15 protein-coding genes are annotated in these 17561 nt (G+C 56.5%); 9 read left to right on the forward strand and 6 right to left on the reverse strand.

Features of this window, described 5'->3' with window-relative positions; all coding sequences use genetic code 11:
* Positions 1 to 52: 52 nt before the first annotated feature.
* Together ACR3ZL_RS21520 and ACR3ZL_RS21525 are read left to right on the forward strand one after the other, a co-directional pair.
* Positions 53 to 844: a TrmH family RNA methyltransferase gene (locus tag ACR3ZL_RS21520; RefSeq protein ID WP_473651031.1), complete on the forward strand. Its 792-nt coding sequence runs from the start codon at positions 53 to 55 to the stop codon at positions 842 to 844.
* Positions 832 to 2148 carry a class I adenylate-forming enzyme family protein gene (locus ACR3ZL_RS21525; RefSeq protein WP_473651030.1) on the forward strand — a complete coding sequence of 439 codons (1317 nt, stop codon included), beginning with the start codon at positions 832 to 834 and terminating at the stop codon, positions 2146 to 2148. The genes ACR3ZL_RS21520 and ACR3ZL_RS21525 overlap by 13 nt, the downstream gene beginning before the upstream one ends.
* Here ACR3ZL_RS21525 and ACR3ZL_RS21530 read toward each other — a convergent pair.
* From ACR3ZL_RS21530 to ACR3ZL_RS21545, 4 genes are read right to left on the reverse strand one after another with little or no spacing between them, the layout of a single operon-like run.
* Positions 2145 to 3551: an MBOAT family O-acyltransferase gene (locus tag ACR3ZL_RS21530; protein ID WP_473651029.1), complete on the reverse strand. Its 1407-nt coding sequence runs from the start codon at positions 3549 to 3551 to the stop codon at positions 2145 to 2147. The two genes, ACR3ZL_RS21525 and ACR3ZL_RS21530, sit on opposite strands and share 4 nt — an antisense overlap.
* Complete coding sequence (locus tag ACR3ZL_RS21535; protein ID WP_473651028.1) at positions 3548 to 4762, reverse strand: SGNH/GDSL hydrolase family protein; 1215 nt, start codon at positions 4760 to 4762, stop codon at positions 3548 to 3550. The genes ACR3ZL_RS21530 and ACR3ZL_RS21535 overlap by 4 nt, the downstream gene beginning before the upstream one ends.
* Positions 4763 to 4782: 20 nt before the next feature.
* Positions 4783 to 5733, reverse strand: a complete 951-nt coding sequence (gene pssA / locus ACR3ZL_RS21540) for a CDP-diacylglycerol--serine O-phosphatidyltransferase (RefSeq protein ID WP_486172956.1) — start codon at positions 5731 to 5733, stop codon at positions 4783 to 4785.
* A 52-nt stretch (positions 5734 to 5785) separates the two neighbouring features.
* On the reverse strand, positions 5786 to 6865 hold the full coding sequence (locus ACR3ZL_RS21545) for a phosphatidylserine decarboxylase family protein (protein WP_486172957.1): 1080 nt from the start codon (positions 6863 to 6865) through the stop codon (positions 5786 to 5788).
* 274 nt (positions 6866 to 7139) lie between these two features.
* On the opposite strand from ACR3ZL_RS21545, the gene nadB reads away from it, so the two are divergent.
* From nadB to ACR3ZL_RS21570, 5 genes are all read left to right on the forward strand, one after another.
* Positions 7140 to 8810 (forward strand): L-aspartate oxidase, encoded by a 1671-nt coding sequence (gene nadB, locus ACR3ZL_RS21550; RefSeq protein ID WP_473651024.1) that lies wholly within the window; start codon positions 7140 to 7142, stop codon positions 8808 to 8810.
* 117 nt (positions 8811 to 8927) lie between these two features.
* Complete coding sequence (gene purQ / locus ACR3ZL_RS21555; RefSeq protein ID WP_473651023.1) at positions 8928 to 9767, forward strand: phosphoribosylformylglycinamidine synthase I; 840 nt, start codon at positions 8928 to 8930, stop codon at positions 9765 to 9767.
* Positions 9768 to 10703 (forward strand): methyltransferase domain-containing protein, encoded by a 936-nt coding sequence (locus tag ACR3ZL_RS21560; RefSeq protein ID WP_473651022.1) that lies wholly within the window; start codon positions 9768 to 9770, stop codon positions 10701 to 10703.
* A gap of 159 nt (positions 10704 to 10862) precedes the next feature.
* Positions 10863 to 11783, forward strand: coding sequence for a lipoyl synthase (gene lipA / locus ACR3ZL_RS21565; protein ID WP_473651021.1), 921 nt, complete (start codon positions 10863 to 10865; stop codon positions 11781 to 11783).
* A 95-nt stretch (positions 11784 to 11878) separates the two neighbouring features.
* The gene (locus tag ACR3ZL_RS21570; RefSeq protein WP_473651020.1) at positions 11879 to 12724 is read left to right on the forward strand and encodes a tetratricopeptide repeat protein; all 846 of its coding nucleotides are present in this window, start codon (positions 11879 to 11881) and stop codon (positions 12722 to 12724) included.
* 54 nt (positions 12725 to 12778) lie between these two features.
* Here ACR3ZL_RS21570 and ACR3ZL_RS21575 read toward each other — a convergent pair whose 3' ends face one another.
* On the reverse strand, positions 12779 to 13363 hold the full coding sequence (locus ACR3ZL_RS21575) for a histidine phosphatase family protein (protein ID WP_473651019.1): 585 nt from the start codon (positions 13361 to 13363) through the stop codon (positions 12779 to 12781).
* Positions 13360 to 14118, reverse strand: a complete 759-nt coding sequence (gene rpe, locus ACR3ZL_RS21580; protein ID WP_473651018.1) for a ribulose-phosphate 3-epimerase — start codon at positions 14116 to 14118, stop codon at positions 13360 to 13362. Before rpe ends, ACR3ZL_RS21575 begins: the two co-directional genes overlap by 4 nt.
* Positions 14119 to 14599: 481 nt before the next feature.
* Here rpe and ACR3ZL_RS21585 point away from each other — a divergent pair, with 481 nt between their 5' ends.
* Together ACR3ZL_RS21585 and ACR3ZL_RS21590 are read left to right on the forward strand one after the other, a co-directional pair.
* Positions 14600 to 16585, forward strand: coding sequence for a hypothetical protein (locus ACR3ZL_RS21585; protein WP_473651017.1), 1986 nt, complete (start codon positions 14600 to 14602; stop codon positions 16583 to 16585).
* Positions 16586 to 16625: 40 nt separating this feature from the next.
* Entirely contained in the window at positions 16626 to 17537 is a 912-nt protein-coding gene (locus ACR3ZL_RS21590) for a TIM barrel protein (protein ID WP_473651016.1), read from the forward strand.
* Positions 17538 to 17561 lie beyond the last annotated feature (24 nt).

The following is a 17561-nucleotide window of genomic DNA, read 5'->3' on the forward strand; positions in this document are numbered from 1 at the left end:
TACAACTGGACCATCGACCGCCAGACTCAGCCATTGGACTATCCCCCTGCAAATGATTCCAATCACCGATTCAAGCGATTCCCGCATTGAAAGCTACCGATCGGTGCGGTTCCGTGACCCCCACGCCGGATTTATCGCGGAAGGAGCGGTAGTCGTTCAGCGACTTTTGCAGAGCGAATATTCGGTACGATCGTTACTTATTCACAAAGGACAAGAACACCGATATCTACCCTTGGTGAACGATCGCTTCCCGGTCTACGTCGTCGAGCCGGAAGTCGGCAAACAAATCGCAGGCTACGATTTTCATCGTGGGGTACTGGCACACGGGGATTGCCCGGCGATGCTTCCCGCCAAACAGCTCATCCAAACTCGGCCGCCTGTCACACTTGGTCTCTTTGGAATCAGCGATCCCGAAAACGTCGGCAGCTTACTACGTTCCGCTGCGGCAATGGGAATCCACCACATTTTGATTGGGCCGGGCACAATCTCGCCCTATGTCCGGCGGGTGATTCGGGTCAGCATGGCTTCCGTTTTCCAACATCGCTTTTATCATGTCGGTGACACGCTTGAAGCGATCCGAACGTTGCAGGAAGCCGGTGTGGAATTCGCGGCGACAACGCTACGCAAGGATGCCGTTTCGATGCGAAACTTCATCACTCAAAAGCCAGATGGCCCGGTCGTGTTATTGGTTGGGAACGAAGCTTCCGGTCTACAAGACGAAGTTCAAAACGCGTGCAATCACCGCGTGACGCTACCGATGTCGTCGGGAACGGACAGTCTGAATGTCGGTGTCGCGGGAGCGATCTTTCTTTATGAGTTGATGTCGCGTCAATGTCCCAGCTAATACAAGCGATGCGTCAGCATGCTCTCCAACGGCCTAAGTCGCTTGCGGTCCGCGACCGGGATGGCAACGCACTGAACTGGAGTGAACTATCGCATCAGGTCGATCAAATCGCTCAGCAGTTTGCGTTGACAGAGCAGTCATATTTCATCCACCAAAACGACAACACGCTCTCGAACGTGTTAACTTCGCTCGGATGTCTCGCCAGCGGTGTCTGCGAAGTTTCCATCGATGGTCGCTTTCCGGCCGACGTCCGACAATCCATGATTGAGCGAACTCGGTCGTACAACTGGCCTAGAGCTGCCAGCGACTCATTGCCAGCACTCGTGCTTTGGACAAGCGGCACCAACGATCGCCCGCGTGGCGTCATGCTTTCGACACGAAACCTTGACACCAACGCGCAAGCCAAACTCGGTGCCGTCCCGCAAACGATCGACGACCACCGTTTGACCCTTCTGCCAATCTCGCATGCCTATGCACGCACCTGCGACATGGGAACTTGGTTGCTATCGGGGTGCTTGTGGACCATTGATCTTGGCGCTTCCGCGATAGACCGAATTGATCCTCTCAATCCACCCACCTTGATCAACACCGTGCCGTCGGTCGCCCAAAAAATCGCCGACCGGATTGAGCAAAACGACGCATCTCTATCAAAGCTACGCGTATTGGGGTGCGGCGGTGCCGCAATCGCGGAGTCCACCTTTCAACGTCTTCGCCAGCGAGGTGTCGAGGTCATTCAAGGATACGGGTGCACCGAAACTTCGCCCGTCATTTGTAGTGCAAGCCCTGGTAACACGGCTGCTGGCGTGGTGGGCCCACCAGTAGATGGATGGGAGATCAAGGTCGACAGCGGGCGTCTTTATGTGCGTGGTGACGGTGTCATGATGGGCTACCTCAACGACCCGGAATCCACGGCCCAAAAGCTAGACCCAAACGGCTGGCTCGACACTGGTGACTTAGTCGAAGTCCAACCTGACGGAGCATTCCGAATTCTCGGACGGGCTGACGACGTCATTGTCCTTCCCAATGGTTTTAAAATTCATCCGCAAGGGATCGAAGCAAGATTGATGCAACTGGACTCAATTCAGTTTGCGTTAGTGATCCCCAACGACAGCGAGCTCATCATCGCGATTGAAGGCACACCAAGTTCAGATCGAGACCTGCAATTAGAACTTTCGAAACATCTGCCTCCCGGAACTCGATTTCGGATCGAGCCCCTCAGCCCACCCCTATCTTTGGCGCGGAATGAACTGACTGCCAAAGGAACTCCCAGGCGATCCGAGGTTGCCAAGCGTTTCAGTCGCTAGAACTGAAAGTAGACGAACGGTCGAAAACCGCGGGGTGCGTACAGCATCAACGCCCACACAAGCATGGCCGTTGCGATTGGACTGTACCAAGCGTCGAAAGGAAGTCGCATGCACCGCCTTAGTCGGGTAGTCCACGCAAGATGCTCGGCCACCATCAAGCCAATCGCAAGCAGTGTTAACGGTGGCAACCAAACAATCCTCAGTTCGGCTGGGTCAGCAAAGATCGATAACCACATGCGATCGAAGATCTGCATTGCAACTTCCATTGTCGGGCTTCGAAACAACACCCACCCCATCAGCACGACACCCATCACGCCTAGCCAACGGACAATCTTCAGGCCTCGCATAGAAGTCGCCCCTAGCGAACCAATGGTTCGCTGCACGACCAACGCCAAGCCATGCCAAATCCCCCACAGTACAAACGTTAACGACGCACCGTGCCAAAGTCCGCCCAACGCCATCGTGACCAACAGATTACGATTTGTCGCGAGCATCGATCCACGTGAACCTCCCAAGGGGATATACAGATAATCGCGAAGCCAACTCGACAATGTGATATGCCAACGACGCCAAAAGTCAGACATCGAAGTTGCTAGGTACGGGTGCCGGAAATTGACGGGGAAACGATATCCCAGCATCTTGGCAACTCCGATCGCCATATCGCTGTATCCCGAAAAGTCATAGTAGATTTGCCCCGCATACGCGATCACGGCAATCCAAACGGTCACACCGCTATAAAGTTCGACGCCACCAAAAACGACATCCACGGTTTCGCCTAACCGATCGGCAATCAAGACCTTCTTAACCGCACCTCGCAGCAATTGCTGAAAACCACCATAGAACCGCCGTCGGCTGTAACCGGGCTGTTCATAGAGTTGCGGCAACAAATTCGCTGCTCGTACGATTGGTCCAGCAACCAACTGAGGAAAGAACGCAACGTACAAGGCGAAGTCCAAAAGATTGGTCGTCGGCCTTAACTTCCCGCGATAGACATCGATCGTGTAGCTGAGTGTTTGAAAAGTGAAGAACGAAATGCCAACCGGCAATACGATGTCCAGCGTCGTGGCATCCCAACCGAATGCCTGAACAATCGGGCGAGCGGAATCCACAAAAAAGTTGAAGTACTTGAAGAAGCCAAGCATGCCTAAATTGACTAGCAAGCTAACCAATAAGCACAGCTTTCGCACACGCAGAGACGGACTGCGGTCGATCGCCAACGCGACCCCGTAATCCACCAGTGTCGAGATCACCAGCAAGCCACAAAACCGGTAGTCCCAGTAGGCATAGAAGTAATAGCTCGCAAGCAACAAAAACGCATTGCGAAGCGTTTTTGTGCGTAGACTCCAGGTCATTGCCAACACAATGACGAGAAAGACCAGGAACTCGACTTGCGCAAAATTCACTGCGGGCGTCCTTGGTTCACGCCGTCCGTTTGCCCGCCAGTAGCTCGCCCATCATCAACATGTCTGTCAGCGGCTTTTTCGTCAGCGACTGGATTACTCGCAACTTGATCAATCGTGTTTCCGAGCGAATCTTCACCACGTTGTCTCATTGACATCGCTCGCACCACTTCTTTGGCAACCAGCCGATAGCCTTCCGCGTTTAAGTGCCCTGAACCGATCAAACCGTTGTGAAAGCCGTGCGGGAAGCGTCCATCGACCGCCGAGTCACGCAACACTTCGCGGCAATCCACAACGAAAATCCCCTGTGCCTGCAACGATAGCGACAACGCATGAAAATCATCGGATCTCGCATCTTCCCAATACACTCGATCTCCCATCACGATCGGCAACTTAGGCGCGTAGACCACCGTGATCCGTCCTGAAGATGCTGCGGCTAAACGACTCGCGATGGCTTCCCAGACGCGTCCGCTCTCACCGTCGTCCATCGGTGTCGCCCGCCCCAATGCTTCATCCGTCTTTGCGACGGGCACATCCTCACTGGATATCCGTCCTACCGGCCCGATCCCAAACCGAAATTGACGTAATTGATAAGACTCATCTAGAAGCACCGAACGAGAAGCTTCGATCACGAAATCGGGAACCCATCTCGCCAAGTCAACATGCCAAGCGTGTGGAACGCTCGAGTTCACAACCGGATTCGATTCATCAGCCAAAACCTCAAGATCTTCCAGCTCACAAATCAACAGGACGTGTTCGTCCACGCCCCAAGCTTTTTCGACCAAGGAAAATTGCTTCACCCAGCTCAATGCATCGTCACCACTGACGGCTAGCGGAAGCACATGAACGTTCGCTGCGAGTTGTTCAGACGCATCGCGTTGGATGACGGCGAATAGTTTTTCCGCGTCGTCCACACAAACACCTTCCGCTTGGGAGTCACCCCATAAAGCAATTGTGCGGATTGTGATCGAGTCGCCGCTGGGCAACGTGCCGCCCATCAAACCGTGTGGCCCGACGAGTGTCGATGCGTAACCTTCACTGCGCCAGCGATAATGCATCGCCTCGGGGTACACCCATCGCTGTCGCACTTCGTCCCAATCGCGAACGGGGTAACTTCGCACGAACAACGGTGATGAAACCGCGATCAACAACGTTCCAACAAGCAAGCCGAGAATCCAGCGGCCGTATAGCTGCCTAGCTGAAAGTCGATTCATGCATGACGAATCACTCGAGATCATGTCTCGTCAGATTGCGATGTCGACTCTGCTGTCGCTGCCGCGGTTTTAGGCGACCGGTATTGCATTAAGATCGATCGAATCGGCGAGCCAAAGGCGTAGTAACAAAAGACCAACGGCAGCGCGACCCAGTGCAACAAGAACATACCGACGACAGCAAACATCGCCTGACCAATTTGGTGCGGCGTTTGCCGACCACGGACAAGTTGGGCAAACACGTGAGGGTATCGAAAACGCGATACCATCAAGAAAGCTAACACCAACGCCAACACTGGAATGAAGTAGTGCGAAGCATCCAGGGTCAGTTGGCTGATTTGATTGATGCGTTCGGGATAGGTATCGCTAGTAGCGAAGTCAGCCAAATCCGGAATCGCGATAGCAAACGCGGCAAGGGTCCCCGCGGCCGCTGGACTGGGGATTCCCTCGAAGCCCTCATGGTCATCGTCTTCACTCGTTTCCACATTAAAGCGAGCCAAGCGTATCAACACGCATAACGCGAACAAGGCACCAATCGCCCAGGTCAATCGCTGGGGTAACGCATCACTGATTCGCCAAACGATCACTGCGGGCGCGACACCAAATGTGACCGCATCACACAGGCTATCCAGCTCCGCACCAAATTGACTCGCTTGGCCGGTCAATCGGGCTGCGGATCCATCCAAGGCATCGAATAGCATGCCACCAAAGATCAACAATCCGGCACCGAAGAGCTTCGTTTCGAGGTCCCAAGCCAGTGTGTCGGTACTCACCGCGATCGCGATCGCAGCCAGCCCACACACACCATTGCCCAACGTCAACACGGTCGGCAAGACCGCCAGCGTCAGACGCCGCCGGCGCCGCTTTTTGGGTGGGGATGAAGCATTGCCGTTGGCCAGTTCACCCTCTTCAGCGTCTGAATTGACAGCATCGCCCCAGTCCGTTCCGGAAAGTCGAGGTTTAAGTTCACTCATGTGAGGTGATCCGAAGGGAGCAATCCGAAAGGAATAGTAAAGCGATCGAAACTTACGAATCGAGTTCGTAGCGAGCCATGATGGTCGAACCGGCAGAAACCTTTTCTCCCAGCTTTGCCGTGATCCGAAGCGACTGATCACGCGGGACCACCAATTCGGTCCGTGATCCCAGTTTAATCATTCCGTACATCTCGCCACGCTCAAAAAAGTCATCAACTCGGGCCCAACACACAATCCGGCGAGCAAACTGGCCGGTAATCTGCCGAATTCGAATAACACGGCCGCCCAAGTCCGGACTCGCCAACTCGATATCGAGCCTTTCATTTTCGCGAACGGACCGCGGACGCAAAGCGTTCAAGAACTTTCCGGGTTGATATTGAACCGAGACGACTCTTCCAGGCAACGAGGTTCGGTTGGCATGCACGTTGAAAATGGACAAGAAGATGCCGAAACGGATCGCTGGGCCAATTACGGGATCGTCAATCTCCGTAATCTCAACCAACTTTCCGTCGGCCGGTGAAACAACCGTCCCCAAACCGACCGGCACGGTGCGGCGCGGGTCACGAAAGAACCACACCACCAAAACGACAACCAGTAGGGCGGGCAACGCCAACGGCCACCACACCAAGCCCAACACGATTGCCAGCAGCAAAAACCCGCCACTGAGCACGAACAGCTCCGCCAAGCCCACTCGCACGAACGGCAGCGAATCACGCCACATGAACGCGTCATCGGCGTCCGCCCACCAATAGCTGCCTTGGTTTCGGTAGTACTTCATGTCTCGCGAATCGACCGGATCAAACGGCAAATCACCGCGTTGTCCCTGACGCCGATCGGCCATCCGCGCGACGTAACCGGGGCGGCACTTTCGCAAGAAAGCGCGTCGCAATCGGCCCCACAACAATTCCAACGACATCACAACGCCGCCACCGGGCTGAATCGTTTTCACCGCTGGGTCCATCGCTGGACCGCTTGGGTTGGTGGCAACTGGATTTTCGACACCGCTTGAGGTCGCACCGGCGGGCTGCGACGTCTCATCGAGCACCTGAGAAGCTGAACCGCTAGCTGGGTTGGGTGAGACCGCTGTAAGCGGGATCTCAGCAGGCGGATCAGAATCGGGCGGGGTGTTCATGGTGGACCAGCGTAGCGGCTATACTGTGAATCTGTCGAGAAGCCGGTGAATCGGTCGGGAAGTCAAGTTTTCGTCGACAAAACCGGATTTTTCAAACAAATCAAATTTTGCTCGCTGATCGTTTTGGCCTGTTGCCTTATTGGTTTAAGCCCCGATGACCTGTGGCCCGAAGCCTTTTGGCTCTTTCCAGAGTGTCGGTCATGTCGATGAAACTTCATGATCCGCCCCCTCAATTTACAACCTCGTCTTTCCGAAGCGATCAACACACGTTCACATGATCACGCCTCGCTATCTATTGCCGTTTGATTCGCGTCGCGCGATGCACCGCTTCACTGATGTCCTGATCATCGGAGGCGGGTTGGCGGGCTTGCGAGCCGCCAATGCGGTTGAACCGAACCTGTCGGTCCTCGTCGTCACAAAAGACAAGCTACGTGAGTCCAACAGTAATTACGCCCAAGGCGGGATCGCTGGCGTTCTTGATCCTGACGATTGTTTTGAAGATCACGTCCGCGACACCATGGTCGCCGGTGCCAACCTGTGCGATCGAGACGTCGTTGAACGCGTGATCCAAGAAGGCCCACACCGGATCGACGAGTTAATCCGGTGGGGAACCCAGTTCGATAAGAAAGAAGGCGAGCTCGCACTGGGACGCGAAGGCGGTCATTCTCACGAGCGGATTGTCCACGCGATGGGCGACGCAACTGGCCGCGAGATCATGCGAGCGGTGATCGAACGTAGCCGAGAAGCGGCAAACATCGACATTTGGGAAAACGCCTTCACCGTCGATTTGCTGACTTCGGAAGGCCAATGCCGCGGCGCGATTATCGTTGCCAAGAATGAAAAGCCCACCATGGTCTGGGCAAAAGAAACGATTCTGTGTACCGGTGGGGCCGGCCAGATCTTCCGCGAATCAACCAACCCCCCCGTGGCGACTGGCGACGGAACGTCGTTGGCTTACCGCGCGGGCGTGCAACTTCGGGATATGGAGTTCATTCAGTTCCACCCGACCGTTTTGTACATCGCGGGTTCGTCACGTTCGTTGATCACCGAAGCGGTTCGTGGTGAGGGAGCTCATCTGTTGGACTCCCACGGCGAGCGGTTCATGCCGCATTACGACGACCGAGCCGAACTGGCTCCCCGTGATATCGTTAGCCAATCGATCGTCAGCCAGATGAACGAGACCGCGCACCCGTGCGTGTACCTGGATTTGTCTCACTTGGATGCCAAACGGGTTCGAGAGCGATTTCCTGGGATCGCGGAAACGTGCAGCAATTTCGGTTTGGATATCACCGCGGATCGCATCCCCGTCCGCCCGGGAGCCCACTACATGATCGGCGGTGTGACCGTTGATAGCCAAGGACGCACGAGTTTGCCTGGGCTGTGGGCCGCCGGCGAAGCGACCAGCTCGGGGTTGCACGGCGCCAACCGATTGGCCAGCAACAGTTTGCTGGAGGGCTTGGTGTACGGAGCCCATGCTGGCGAGGCGGCCAGTCGATCTGCAGCCGAAGGCCCGCACAAGATGCTCGCTTACCGGATCCAACATGCGACTCACCAACAAACCGAGTCATTCGACATCGCCGACGTACGAGTATCGCTGAAAAGCCTGATGGGACGACTCGTAGGCGTGCAGCGAGATAGCGAGGGCTTGGCTTCCGCAAACGAACAAATTCGCACTCTGGCGGCCTACGTAATGCGGCACCAGTTCAATGATGTCGAAGGATGGGAGATGCAAAACCTGCTGCTCACCGCCTACGCGATGACGACCGCCGCTCTGGCTCGAAAAGAATCTCGCGGCGTTCACTTCCGCAGCGACTTCCCCGAAGTCGACAACGAGAACTGGCGTTGCCATCAAACTCAGCAAATCGACGTTGACGGTGGTTTCCCGCAACGGGGCGAATTGATTACGCTGCCGACTTCCGATCACATCGGATCCTCGAAACAATAAGCTGACCAACGATACCGCCGCGAAACGATATCCCCACGAACAACATTCCCGTGAATGGATTTCGATTCGGGCTCGCTATTACTGCAAAACATCACGCACACACCCACAATCACGCTCATGGCTACCCCTCGCGTCCTTATCCTCCGAGCCCCTGGCACGAACTGCGACATCGAGACCGCACACGCGTTTGATGTCGCCGGTGGCCAATCCGAACGAGTTCACGTCGGTCGCCTGATCGAAAACCCCGCACTACACAAACGCTATCAAATCTTGTGCGTTCCCGGCGGCTTCAGCTACGGCGACGACATCGCTGCCGGGCGAATTTTGGCCACCCGGATGCACCATCACCTCGACGACATGATTCACCATTTCGTCGACAGCGGTGACAACCTGGTGCTGGGAATTTGCAACGGCATGCAGGTCCTGATGCGTTTGGGCGTGCTGACCAGTGGCATTCCATCGGCTCAACCCGCGATGGTGGGCGGTGGCGAAGCTGACGGGCCAACGCACGACGTTCCGCCCGCAACTTTGACCTGGAACAACCACGGCCGTTTTGAAGATCGCTGGGTCAACCTCGCCGTCGACAAGACGCCCTGTGTGTTCCTAAAAGACATCGATCAAATGTACCTGCCGATGGCTCACGCCGAAGGCAAGTTCGTCGCCCGTGACGAAGCGGCTATGGAACAACTTCGCAACGAGGGTCGACTGGCGATTCGATATTGTGACGAATCTGGCGAGATTAGCGACGAAACGCTCCCGTTCCCCGTCAATCCAAACGGTGGCGACGCCAATGTCGCTGGCGTGTGCGACGCCTCAGGCCGCGTTTTCGGTTTGATGCCGCACCCCGAACGGCACATTGATGCGACCCAACATCCGTTTTGGACTCGGCGGAAAACCCAACCTGAACATGGCGACGGTTTGCAAATGTTCCGCAACGCGGTGCAGTGGTTTGCCTAGGTGAATCAGCCCAGCGAATTCAATCGGTCCAGCCCGAAAGCGGAGCCCCGCTTTGCGTTCGGGCAAAACTGGTCGGCGTTCCTGCAATCGTTCGATCAAGAACGGCTCGATCAAGCCGTCACTTCGCTACGAAGCCTTCTCCAGTTGGGCGACAAACCTCAGCCCCTGGCCGGCCAAAGCTTCCTCGACATCGGCTCGGGCAGCGGCCTGTTTTCGCTGGCTGCGATCATCTTAGGTGCTCGCGTGGTGTCACTCGACGTCGACGACGACAGCTACCGGTGCACACTCAGCCTAAAAGAGCGAATTCAATCGGTGCCGAATCAAAATTCAAGTGACGGCTCGGCGAACGAGGCCCACGCTGGATCGGCAAACCAACTCAGTTGGGATGTCCACCATGCGTCGATCTTGGACGACGCCACCATGAGTTCGCTGGGCCTGTTCGACGTTGTCTATAGCTGGGGCGTCCTGCATCACACCGGCCAAATGGAAACCGCCATCGCAGCGGCAGCGTCCCGAGTCGCCGCCGGCGGCCAACTCGCGATTGCGATCTACAACAACCAGGGCGGCGGCAGTCGACGCTGGTCGGCGATCAAGCATGGCTACCATCGCCTGCCCGCGTTGCTGCGTCCGGGATACGTGGTCGCGGTTGCTGGGTTTTACGAATGCAAATTCGCCCTTGCTCGGCTCGCGAGAGGACGCAATCCACTACCTTTTGCAGATTGGCGAGCCAAGAAATCCGACCGCGGCATGAGCGTCTGGCACGACTGGGTCGACTGGATTGGCGGACTTCCGTTTGAAGTCGCCACGCCCGAAGCGATCGTGCTGCCACTCCGCCGACAAGGATTCACGCTCGAAAACCTACGCACCGTCGGATCCGGCTGGGGCTGCAACGAATTCGTCTTCCGCTTGACCGAACCCACCGGTAGCTCGCAATAAGCCCGAAAACGCTGCCACAACCGGCGATAACGTGATCTGCGTCAAACGGGTGCGTGGTACGAATTGCCGATTCCGTTACAATATTGCCTGCTCTGGCCATTGCCCTGTCGCTGGCCATCGACCGCTCGAACTACTCTCGCTTCAAACGGCCTCCTGCTGATGGCTTTCCGACTGCCTGTTGTTTCCGAACCTGAAATGCCCTCTGGGACGTCTGTCAGCGCGACAGGCCGCCTTCCCCGTTGGCTGAAACGGCCGATTCCGAAGTCCAACGCCAATCACCTGACCGACCATCTGATGGAAGAGATGGGTTTGGAAACGGTTTGCGATAACTGCAAGTGCCCCAACCGGATGGAGTGCTACAGCCAACAGACCGCCACTTTCATGATTTTGGGCAACGTCTGCACTCGCCCTTGCGGCTTTTGTGCCGTCAATCGTGGCCGCCCACCCGAAGCCCCAGCCGTCGACGAGCCCGAACGCATCGCTTTGGCGGCCGCCAAATTGGGACTCAAGCACGTTGTCATCACCAGCGTGACCCGTGACGACCTGCCCGATGGTGGTGCCGATCACTTTTACAAATGCGTGGTTGCCGTTCGTGAAAAAACAGGGGCAACAACTGAAGTCCTGACGCCCGACTTTGTGCAGTGCAAAGACGCCCTCGCTCGCGTGATCGAAGCACGCCCGGACGTTTTCAACCACAACATGGAAACCGTCCCCCGGCTTTACCGCCGCGTCCGTGGCCCGAAAAGCGACTATTCCTGGACCCTGCAAATGATGCGGGAAGTCAAGAAGTACGACGCCAGCGTGAAAACGAAGAGCGGCTTGATGTTGGGACTGGGCGAAGAACGCGGCGAACTGCTCGACGCACTGGCTGACCTTCGCGAATACGGCGTCGACTTCCTTACCCTGGGACAATACCTACAACCGGGCGAAAAATACCTTCCCGTGGTTCGCTACATCCCACCGGAAGAATTCGACGAGATCGCCGAACTCGCCAAGGACATGGGATTCGCCAAAGTCGCTTCGGGACCGTTCGTCCGCAGTAGCTACCACGCTCGCGACATGGCTGAAACGCCGGTCTAAAGCACACGGTGGACCAGGCAAACCATCCGCGGGAATGCCTTTGCCAAAATTACCTCTCTTGCGATCACGGGCCGGTAAACGCTACCACCCAAAGAATGCAAGAGGTATCGATCCAGCCGAAGCACTACCTAACCTGCCTCTGGCCGGGGATGGCTGAATTATGGTGGCGCGGTCGACTTTCGGCCCTGCCCGCTGCGATCGCTTTTGCAGCCGTCGTGAATGCGTTGCTGATCGCCAAATTCATATTCACAGACTGGCTTTCAGGCGGGCTAGTGATGTTGGCGTGCTGGGTTGTTCTCGCCGCCTGGATCGTGCTGGCGATTCGCTCCGCCAAAGAACTTCCGCTGCTATTGACCCCGCGTTCGGCTAGCGAAGAACCGGATCGCTTTAGTGACGCTCAGCTCGCGTACCTGCAAGGTGATTACGCGGCCGCTGAAGACTACCTGACTGCGTGCCTGTCCATTGAACCACGCGACCCACCAGCACTGCTGATGCTGTCAGCGGTCTATCGCCAGACGGGCCGCTTAAGTGCGTCTCAGGTCCTGCTTTCGGAAATCCGCAAGCTGGAAGTCGCCGACAAATGGAACCTGGAGTTCACAGCCGAAGAAGCTCGCCTGGAACGAGACATCGAGGCGATCGAATCCGACGAAGACGAGGCTGAAAATGCCGAAGGTGAATCAGGCGATAGCCAAACCGAAAAGGAAGACGCACACGGTGAAGCAGCAGCCCCCGATCACACCAACTCCGCTAGCAACGATGGAGGCTCCGCTGACCTTCCAAGCGAGGAAGCCAACGGCCCAGACCAAGACGCACCGGAAAGCTTTTCGAAAAACGCATCACCACATCACGCCTCAGCAATAGAAGACGTTCTCGACGAGATGCCCAGCACTCACCGTGATCCCCCCAAGCGAGACGATCGCGACTTCGAAGCCGCTGCGTAACCACACGCCCTCAACCGACTGCGAATCAGCGACGCCAACAATCAAAATGCGGCCTCAGCAGTTCGCTTCAATCAGTTGCCAGTTGCCAGCATCCGTCTCCACCTTCCAGATATCTGGCATGGCTTCCTGATTAAGCTGCGCCGCTACCAGGCTGGCCAGCGGATCAGGAATCACCAACGCGATCACCTGATTTCGACTGCGCTTCAGAACCCGCTGAGTTGCCTTCATTACACGCAACGCCGCAGCGTGAACCGACTCGCCACCGGGGGGGCAAACGGTCTCTGGATGCTCCGCACCGCTGCGATAAAGCTTTGGTTGATTGCGACGGATTTCGTCAATTAATTTGCCGTGCCACAATCCATGATCGATGTTGCGGAACCCCTCGATCGACTTCGAGCGAATTGAACGCCCTTCGACCAAACAGGCCGCAGTTTCCTCAGCCGATTCACATGGAGCGTGATAGACCGCATCCAGCCGGATACCAGCCAATTCCTTGGATAGATTTTCGGCCTGCTCACGCCCTCGCTCGCACATAGGCATATCGAGGGAGCCCTTCATCCGACCTTGTTCGTCAAATGTCGTCGCGCCTGGACGGATCAACACGACCGTCGATTTAGCTGCTGAACGCAAAGTAATCACCGCGACTCTCCTTTAGAAAGAGACTCTTTCGAACCTGCCTGTTGTGGAACCGCATTCATTGCAGCGTTTAATTCGGCAATTGCCTCGCCATAGTCCGCTCGGTCAGTAATCGCCGACCCGACCACGAACAAATCGCAACCCGCCTGGCGAGCCGCACCAATGTTGGCCGCTTTGATCCCGCCATCGATCTCGATCAAGACGTCCGGGAACTCGGCTCGGACTTCTTCAATTCGACTCAACGAAATTGGATTGAACTGCTGTCCGCCGAATCCGGCTTCCACGCTCATCACCAACACCAAATCAACCAAGGCAACATGCCCCCCCAATTCACTCATCGAGGTACTTGGATTGATAGCAAGTCCCACGCCAACACCGAGATCACGGATCTGACCGACGGCATTTTCGATTCGGTCGGTTGTTTCGCTGGCATCCCGGCCACGCATCGCTTCAACGTGGAAGGTCAACAGATCGGCGCCCGCATCGACCATCGGTTTGGCATACGCTAACGGATCGCTGATCATCAAATGAACGTCCAGCGGCATGTCAGTATGACGCCGAAGCCCTTCGATAACGGGCATTCCAAACGACAGGTTTGGCACAAAATGGCCGTCCATCACATCCAAGTGAAGGACCTGGGTTCCGGCAGCAGCGAGTCGCTCGACTTCACCTTGCAAGTTTCCGAAATCGCACTGCAACAGACTCGGCAAAACGCTGGGGCTGGCATCACGAATCACGTCAAGCATCGCTCGGTTCATCTATTCCAATCCTACGAGAACGAAAATCACCGATTTCGCTGAAAATGCCATTCCTGGCCCCAGCAATCTGGACACCCCGGCTGACGGTCCGCCAGTCAAAATGCCTGCAAAAGACGCGATTTCCACGTATTAGCATCCAGTGCCAAGCCGTAATCACGCCGTCCGCGTCGGTGAGAAGCCGATCCCAGAATGTCATCCCGAGGCGACTTCAGTGAACTGGGACAACCCAGTGAATCGGAACAGACTGTGCGCAGATCGTCGCGTTGTCAATTGCTTGATATCCATTCATTTGAAAGCAAAAGAACTCCCGTTTCACGATCACCCCAGATTTCCCGAACAAATCGAATTGAGAAATCAAAAGTGTGGAAGAATCGCGTCCCTTACTTTTTCCTGAATTCTGAACTTCGCTAGCGGCGAAGTCGTCGCGGAGGTCCAGATTCCGTAATCGATACCGTTTACACCTGACCTAGAACTGCTTCCAGTGGATTGCCGCCGACTGGACCATCTGGCCCATCCCAACGGACATCGCACCCGATATTGCCGCTGGTATTGCAGTATTGGTGCCGATTCTTGGAGTGCGGCACGCATTCACCCTTGGGAGATATCGCCCAACAGGGTATACCTACGCAGCAAATACCCCTATTTCCTGCAATCGGATCCGCAAGATCCGATCCATTTCGGATTTTCGCACCCCATGCCCGATAATTGGAACATCCTAGCCAGCCTGCTGGGCACACCGCGCCCACCTGAACCGGCCAAGAAGCCAACCCCCGAACCCGCACCGGCCCCAGAGCCGACGGCCGAAGCTGATGTCGACGCGAAGTCTCCAGCCGCCGATTCGTCTCCCGCAGACAAAGAAACTGCCCCTGGTTCAGCAAAACCGGAGACGAGTGCACCGAAGACTTCACTCTTCGATGAAAGCGACAACGACACTGCGTCCTCGGAAAACGATTCTGACGATGACGTTCTCAAGGCGCTGACCGCTCCAACGCCACCGCCTAAGTTGCCTGGCTTTGGTATCGACGACACGCCAGAACCGGCTGCCAAAACGACGCGTGAAAGCGGTTTTGGTGCAGTCGAAAAAGAAATCAAAGAACGCGAAGGCCAGCTTGGCCGTGGACGTCGCGACAATCGACGCGATGAATCTTCGACCGAAGATCGCGAGCCTCGCGGACGATCGCGCCGTGGAAAACCGAGCTCCGGCTTCGGCGGCGGTTTGGTCGACTCGAATGATGATGACGATGATCTAATCGATGCTGACGCACCCGATTTGATCGACGATGACATGGATTCCGCTGACGAACCCGCTACTTCGAGGTCACGATCTCGCGGTGGTCGATCGTCATCGGATCGCCCTGCTCGGGATGAATCACCTCGCGGCCGCGGTGACGACTCTTCGGCCCCCACCAGCCGTTCGCCTAAGGAAGATAGCGATCAGCCGAGCGGCCCACGTCGTCGTGGACGTCGCGGACAACGCCAGCAAATCGGCGAAGGCGATGTTCGCACGAGCGAAAGCTCATCCGCCAGCCGTCCCAGCAAGGACGACGACACCGATAACGGACCACGCCGCTCCCGCAGCCGCCGCGGCGGACGCTCTGAATCCACCGAAGTCGTCGCTGAAGAGAGCGGACGATCCGGGCGTGGCGGACGCGGTCGCGACAGCGAAAGCAGTAGCGACAACGATTCCAAACGCAGTGGCGGACGAGGCCGAGGACGCGGTCGCGACAACAAGCGCGATGAAGAATCGCCACGCCGATCCGCTCGCGATGAAGTTCGTGCCTCCGCAAAGGCGGGCGGCGGTAACCGAGAAGATCGATTCTCTGACGATGACAACGACTTGCCATCGAACTTGTTCGTTGACGACGATGACGTTGATTCATTCGGCGGCGGCTTGATCGATGACGATGACCAAGACACCAAGCCTACCGCGAAGGACGACAGTGACTCCGATGGCCCACGTGCCGGTCGCCGGTCACGTCGCCGAGGACGCGGTCGCGGACGTCGCCCAGCAGGCGACAGCGAAACTCCTCGCGAAACCAGCGTGGATGACGATCTGCCGCGTTCCGCTTTCGGTGACGATGACGACCTAGACGAAACTCCGGTTTCTCGCGGCAGCAACTCCCGAGACGACTCATTCGACTCGGACACACGCAGCTCCGGCTCACGCGATTCCGAAAGCCGACGTGGCTCACGCCGCGGCGGACGCAATCGCGACCGGGATTCCAGTCGTTCGTCCGAAGACAGAACCTCCGATCGATCCAGCGATTCGGAAAGAAGTAACGAGGGACGCTCGCGTCAACGAAGCAACTCGTCGTCGCAAGACTTCCCCACCTGGCACGAAATTGTCAACGTGATGGTGGACAGCAATCTTAATAGCCGCCGCAGTGGCGGTGGTAACTCACGCGGCGGTGGTCGCGGAAACAACAACGGTAACTCGTCAAGCGGCTCACGCGGCCGTCGACGCTAATCACAAATCACCTGCTTAAATTTGGAAGGAAACCCACTCAGTGTTCAAGAACTTTTGCCCTCAGGCTCTCGGCATCAACGGTCGCCAGAGCGAACTGATCGAACTCGCATTGACTTACGCATTCCGCGGCATGGACATCGACATGCACGACATGCTTCGTCGATCACAACGTTCGTCATTCGAAGATGCATCGAAGTACCTCAAAGCGACTGAAATCCGCATCGGCTCATTCACGCTGGCGATTGATCTCGACGCCGACGACGATGCCTTCACCGCTGCTGTCGCAACCTTGCACCCACTCAGCGAAATCGCTGCCCAACTGGAAGTGGACCGCGCCTTGATCCGCGTTCCTGCAGCAACCAACCGCTTGCCTTTCAACGAGTTCTTCGACGTCCAACGCAACCGCATCGGCCAAATCGCTGATGTCTTGGGTGCTCGCGACATCAAACTCGGCGTTGGCTTCCGTGCAGGCAAAGAACACACCGAAGGCAAGGAATTTCCATTCATCTCCACCGTGGAAACCTTCCGCGCATTGGTCGATGCAATTCCAAGCGTAGGCTACATGATCGACACCTGGGACTGGGTCGTCGGAGACGGTGCCATGGACCAACTTGGTGAAATCCCCGGTGATCAAATCGTCGCCGTTCGCCTTGGGTCGCTTCCTGAAGGCGTGGATCCTGCTTCGGCAACGACCAACGATCGCGTTCTTCCAGCAAAGGACGGCATCTTGGATCACGTGAAGGTGGTTGCTCACTTAGAAGCTTCTAGCTTCGCTGGCCCGCTTAGCCCAACTGCATCAACTATGCAGTACAAAGGCGAAACTCGCGAGTTCCTCGTGCAAAAATCCCAAGAAGCGATCGACGACATCAGCCGCGATGCCGGCCTGACTGTCGCTCCATTGCCAATGGATTTGATTGAGGATATTCCTTACGAACCCACTCCGATGATGTAAGACTCTTTGATCGGCCAATACGAA

Source organism: Rhodopirellula sp. J20-39 (assembly GCF_057365095.1).

What these genes read in the sequence shown, in the direction of transcription:
- ACR3ZL_RS21520 (WP_473651031.1), top strand. Translation starts at nt 53, where the DNA reads ATGATTCCAATCACCGATTCAAGCGATTCCCGCATTGAAAGCTACCGA.
- ACR3ZL_RS21525 (WP_473651030.1), top strand. Translation starts at nt 832, where the DNA reads ATGTCCCAGCTAATACAAGCGATGCGTCAGCATGCTCTCCAACGGCCT.
- ACR3ZL_RS21535 (WP_473651028.1), bottom strand. Translation starts at nt 4,762, where the DNA reads ATGAATCGACTTTCAGCTAGGCAGCTATACGGCCGCTGGATTCTCGGC.
- pssA (WP_486172956.1), bottom strand. Translation starts at nt 5,733, where the DNA reads ATGAGTGAACTTAAACCTCGACTTTCCGGAACGGACTGGGGCGATGCT.
- ACR3ZL_RS21545 (WP_486172957.1), bottom strand. Translation starts at nt 6,865, where the DNA reads ATGAACACCCCGCCCGATTCTGATCCGCCTGCTGAGATCCCGCTTACA.
- nadB (WP_473651024.1), top strand. Translation starts at nt 7,140, where the DNA reads ATGATCACGCCTCGCTATCTATTGCCGTTTGATTCGCGTCGCGCGATG.
- purQ (WP_473651023.1), top strand. Translation starts at nt 8,928, where the DNA reads ATGGCTACCCCTCGCGTCCTTATCCTCCGAGCCCCTGGCACGAACTGC.
- lipA (WP_473651021.1), top strand. Translation starts at nt 10,863, where the DNA reads ATGGCTTTCCGACTGCCTGTTGTTTCCGAACCTGAAATGCCCTCTGGG.
- ACR3ZL_RS21570 (WP_473651020.1), top strand. Translation starts at nt 11,879, where the DNA reads ATGCAAGAGGTATCGATCCAGCCGAAGCACTACCTAACCTGCCTCTGG.
- rpe (WP_473651018.1), bottom strand. Translation starts at nt 14,118, where the DNA reads ATGAACCGAGCGATGCTTGACGTGATTCGTGATGCCAGCCCCAGCGTT.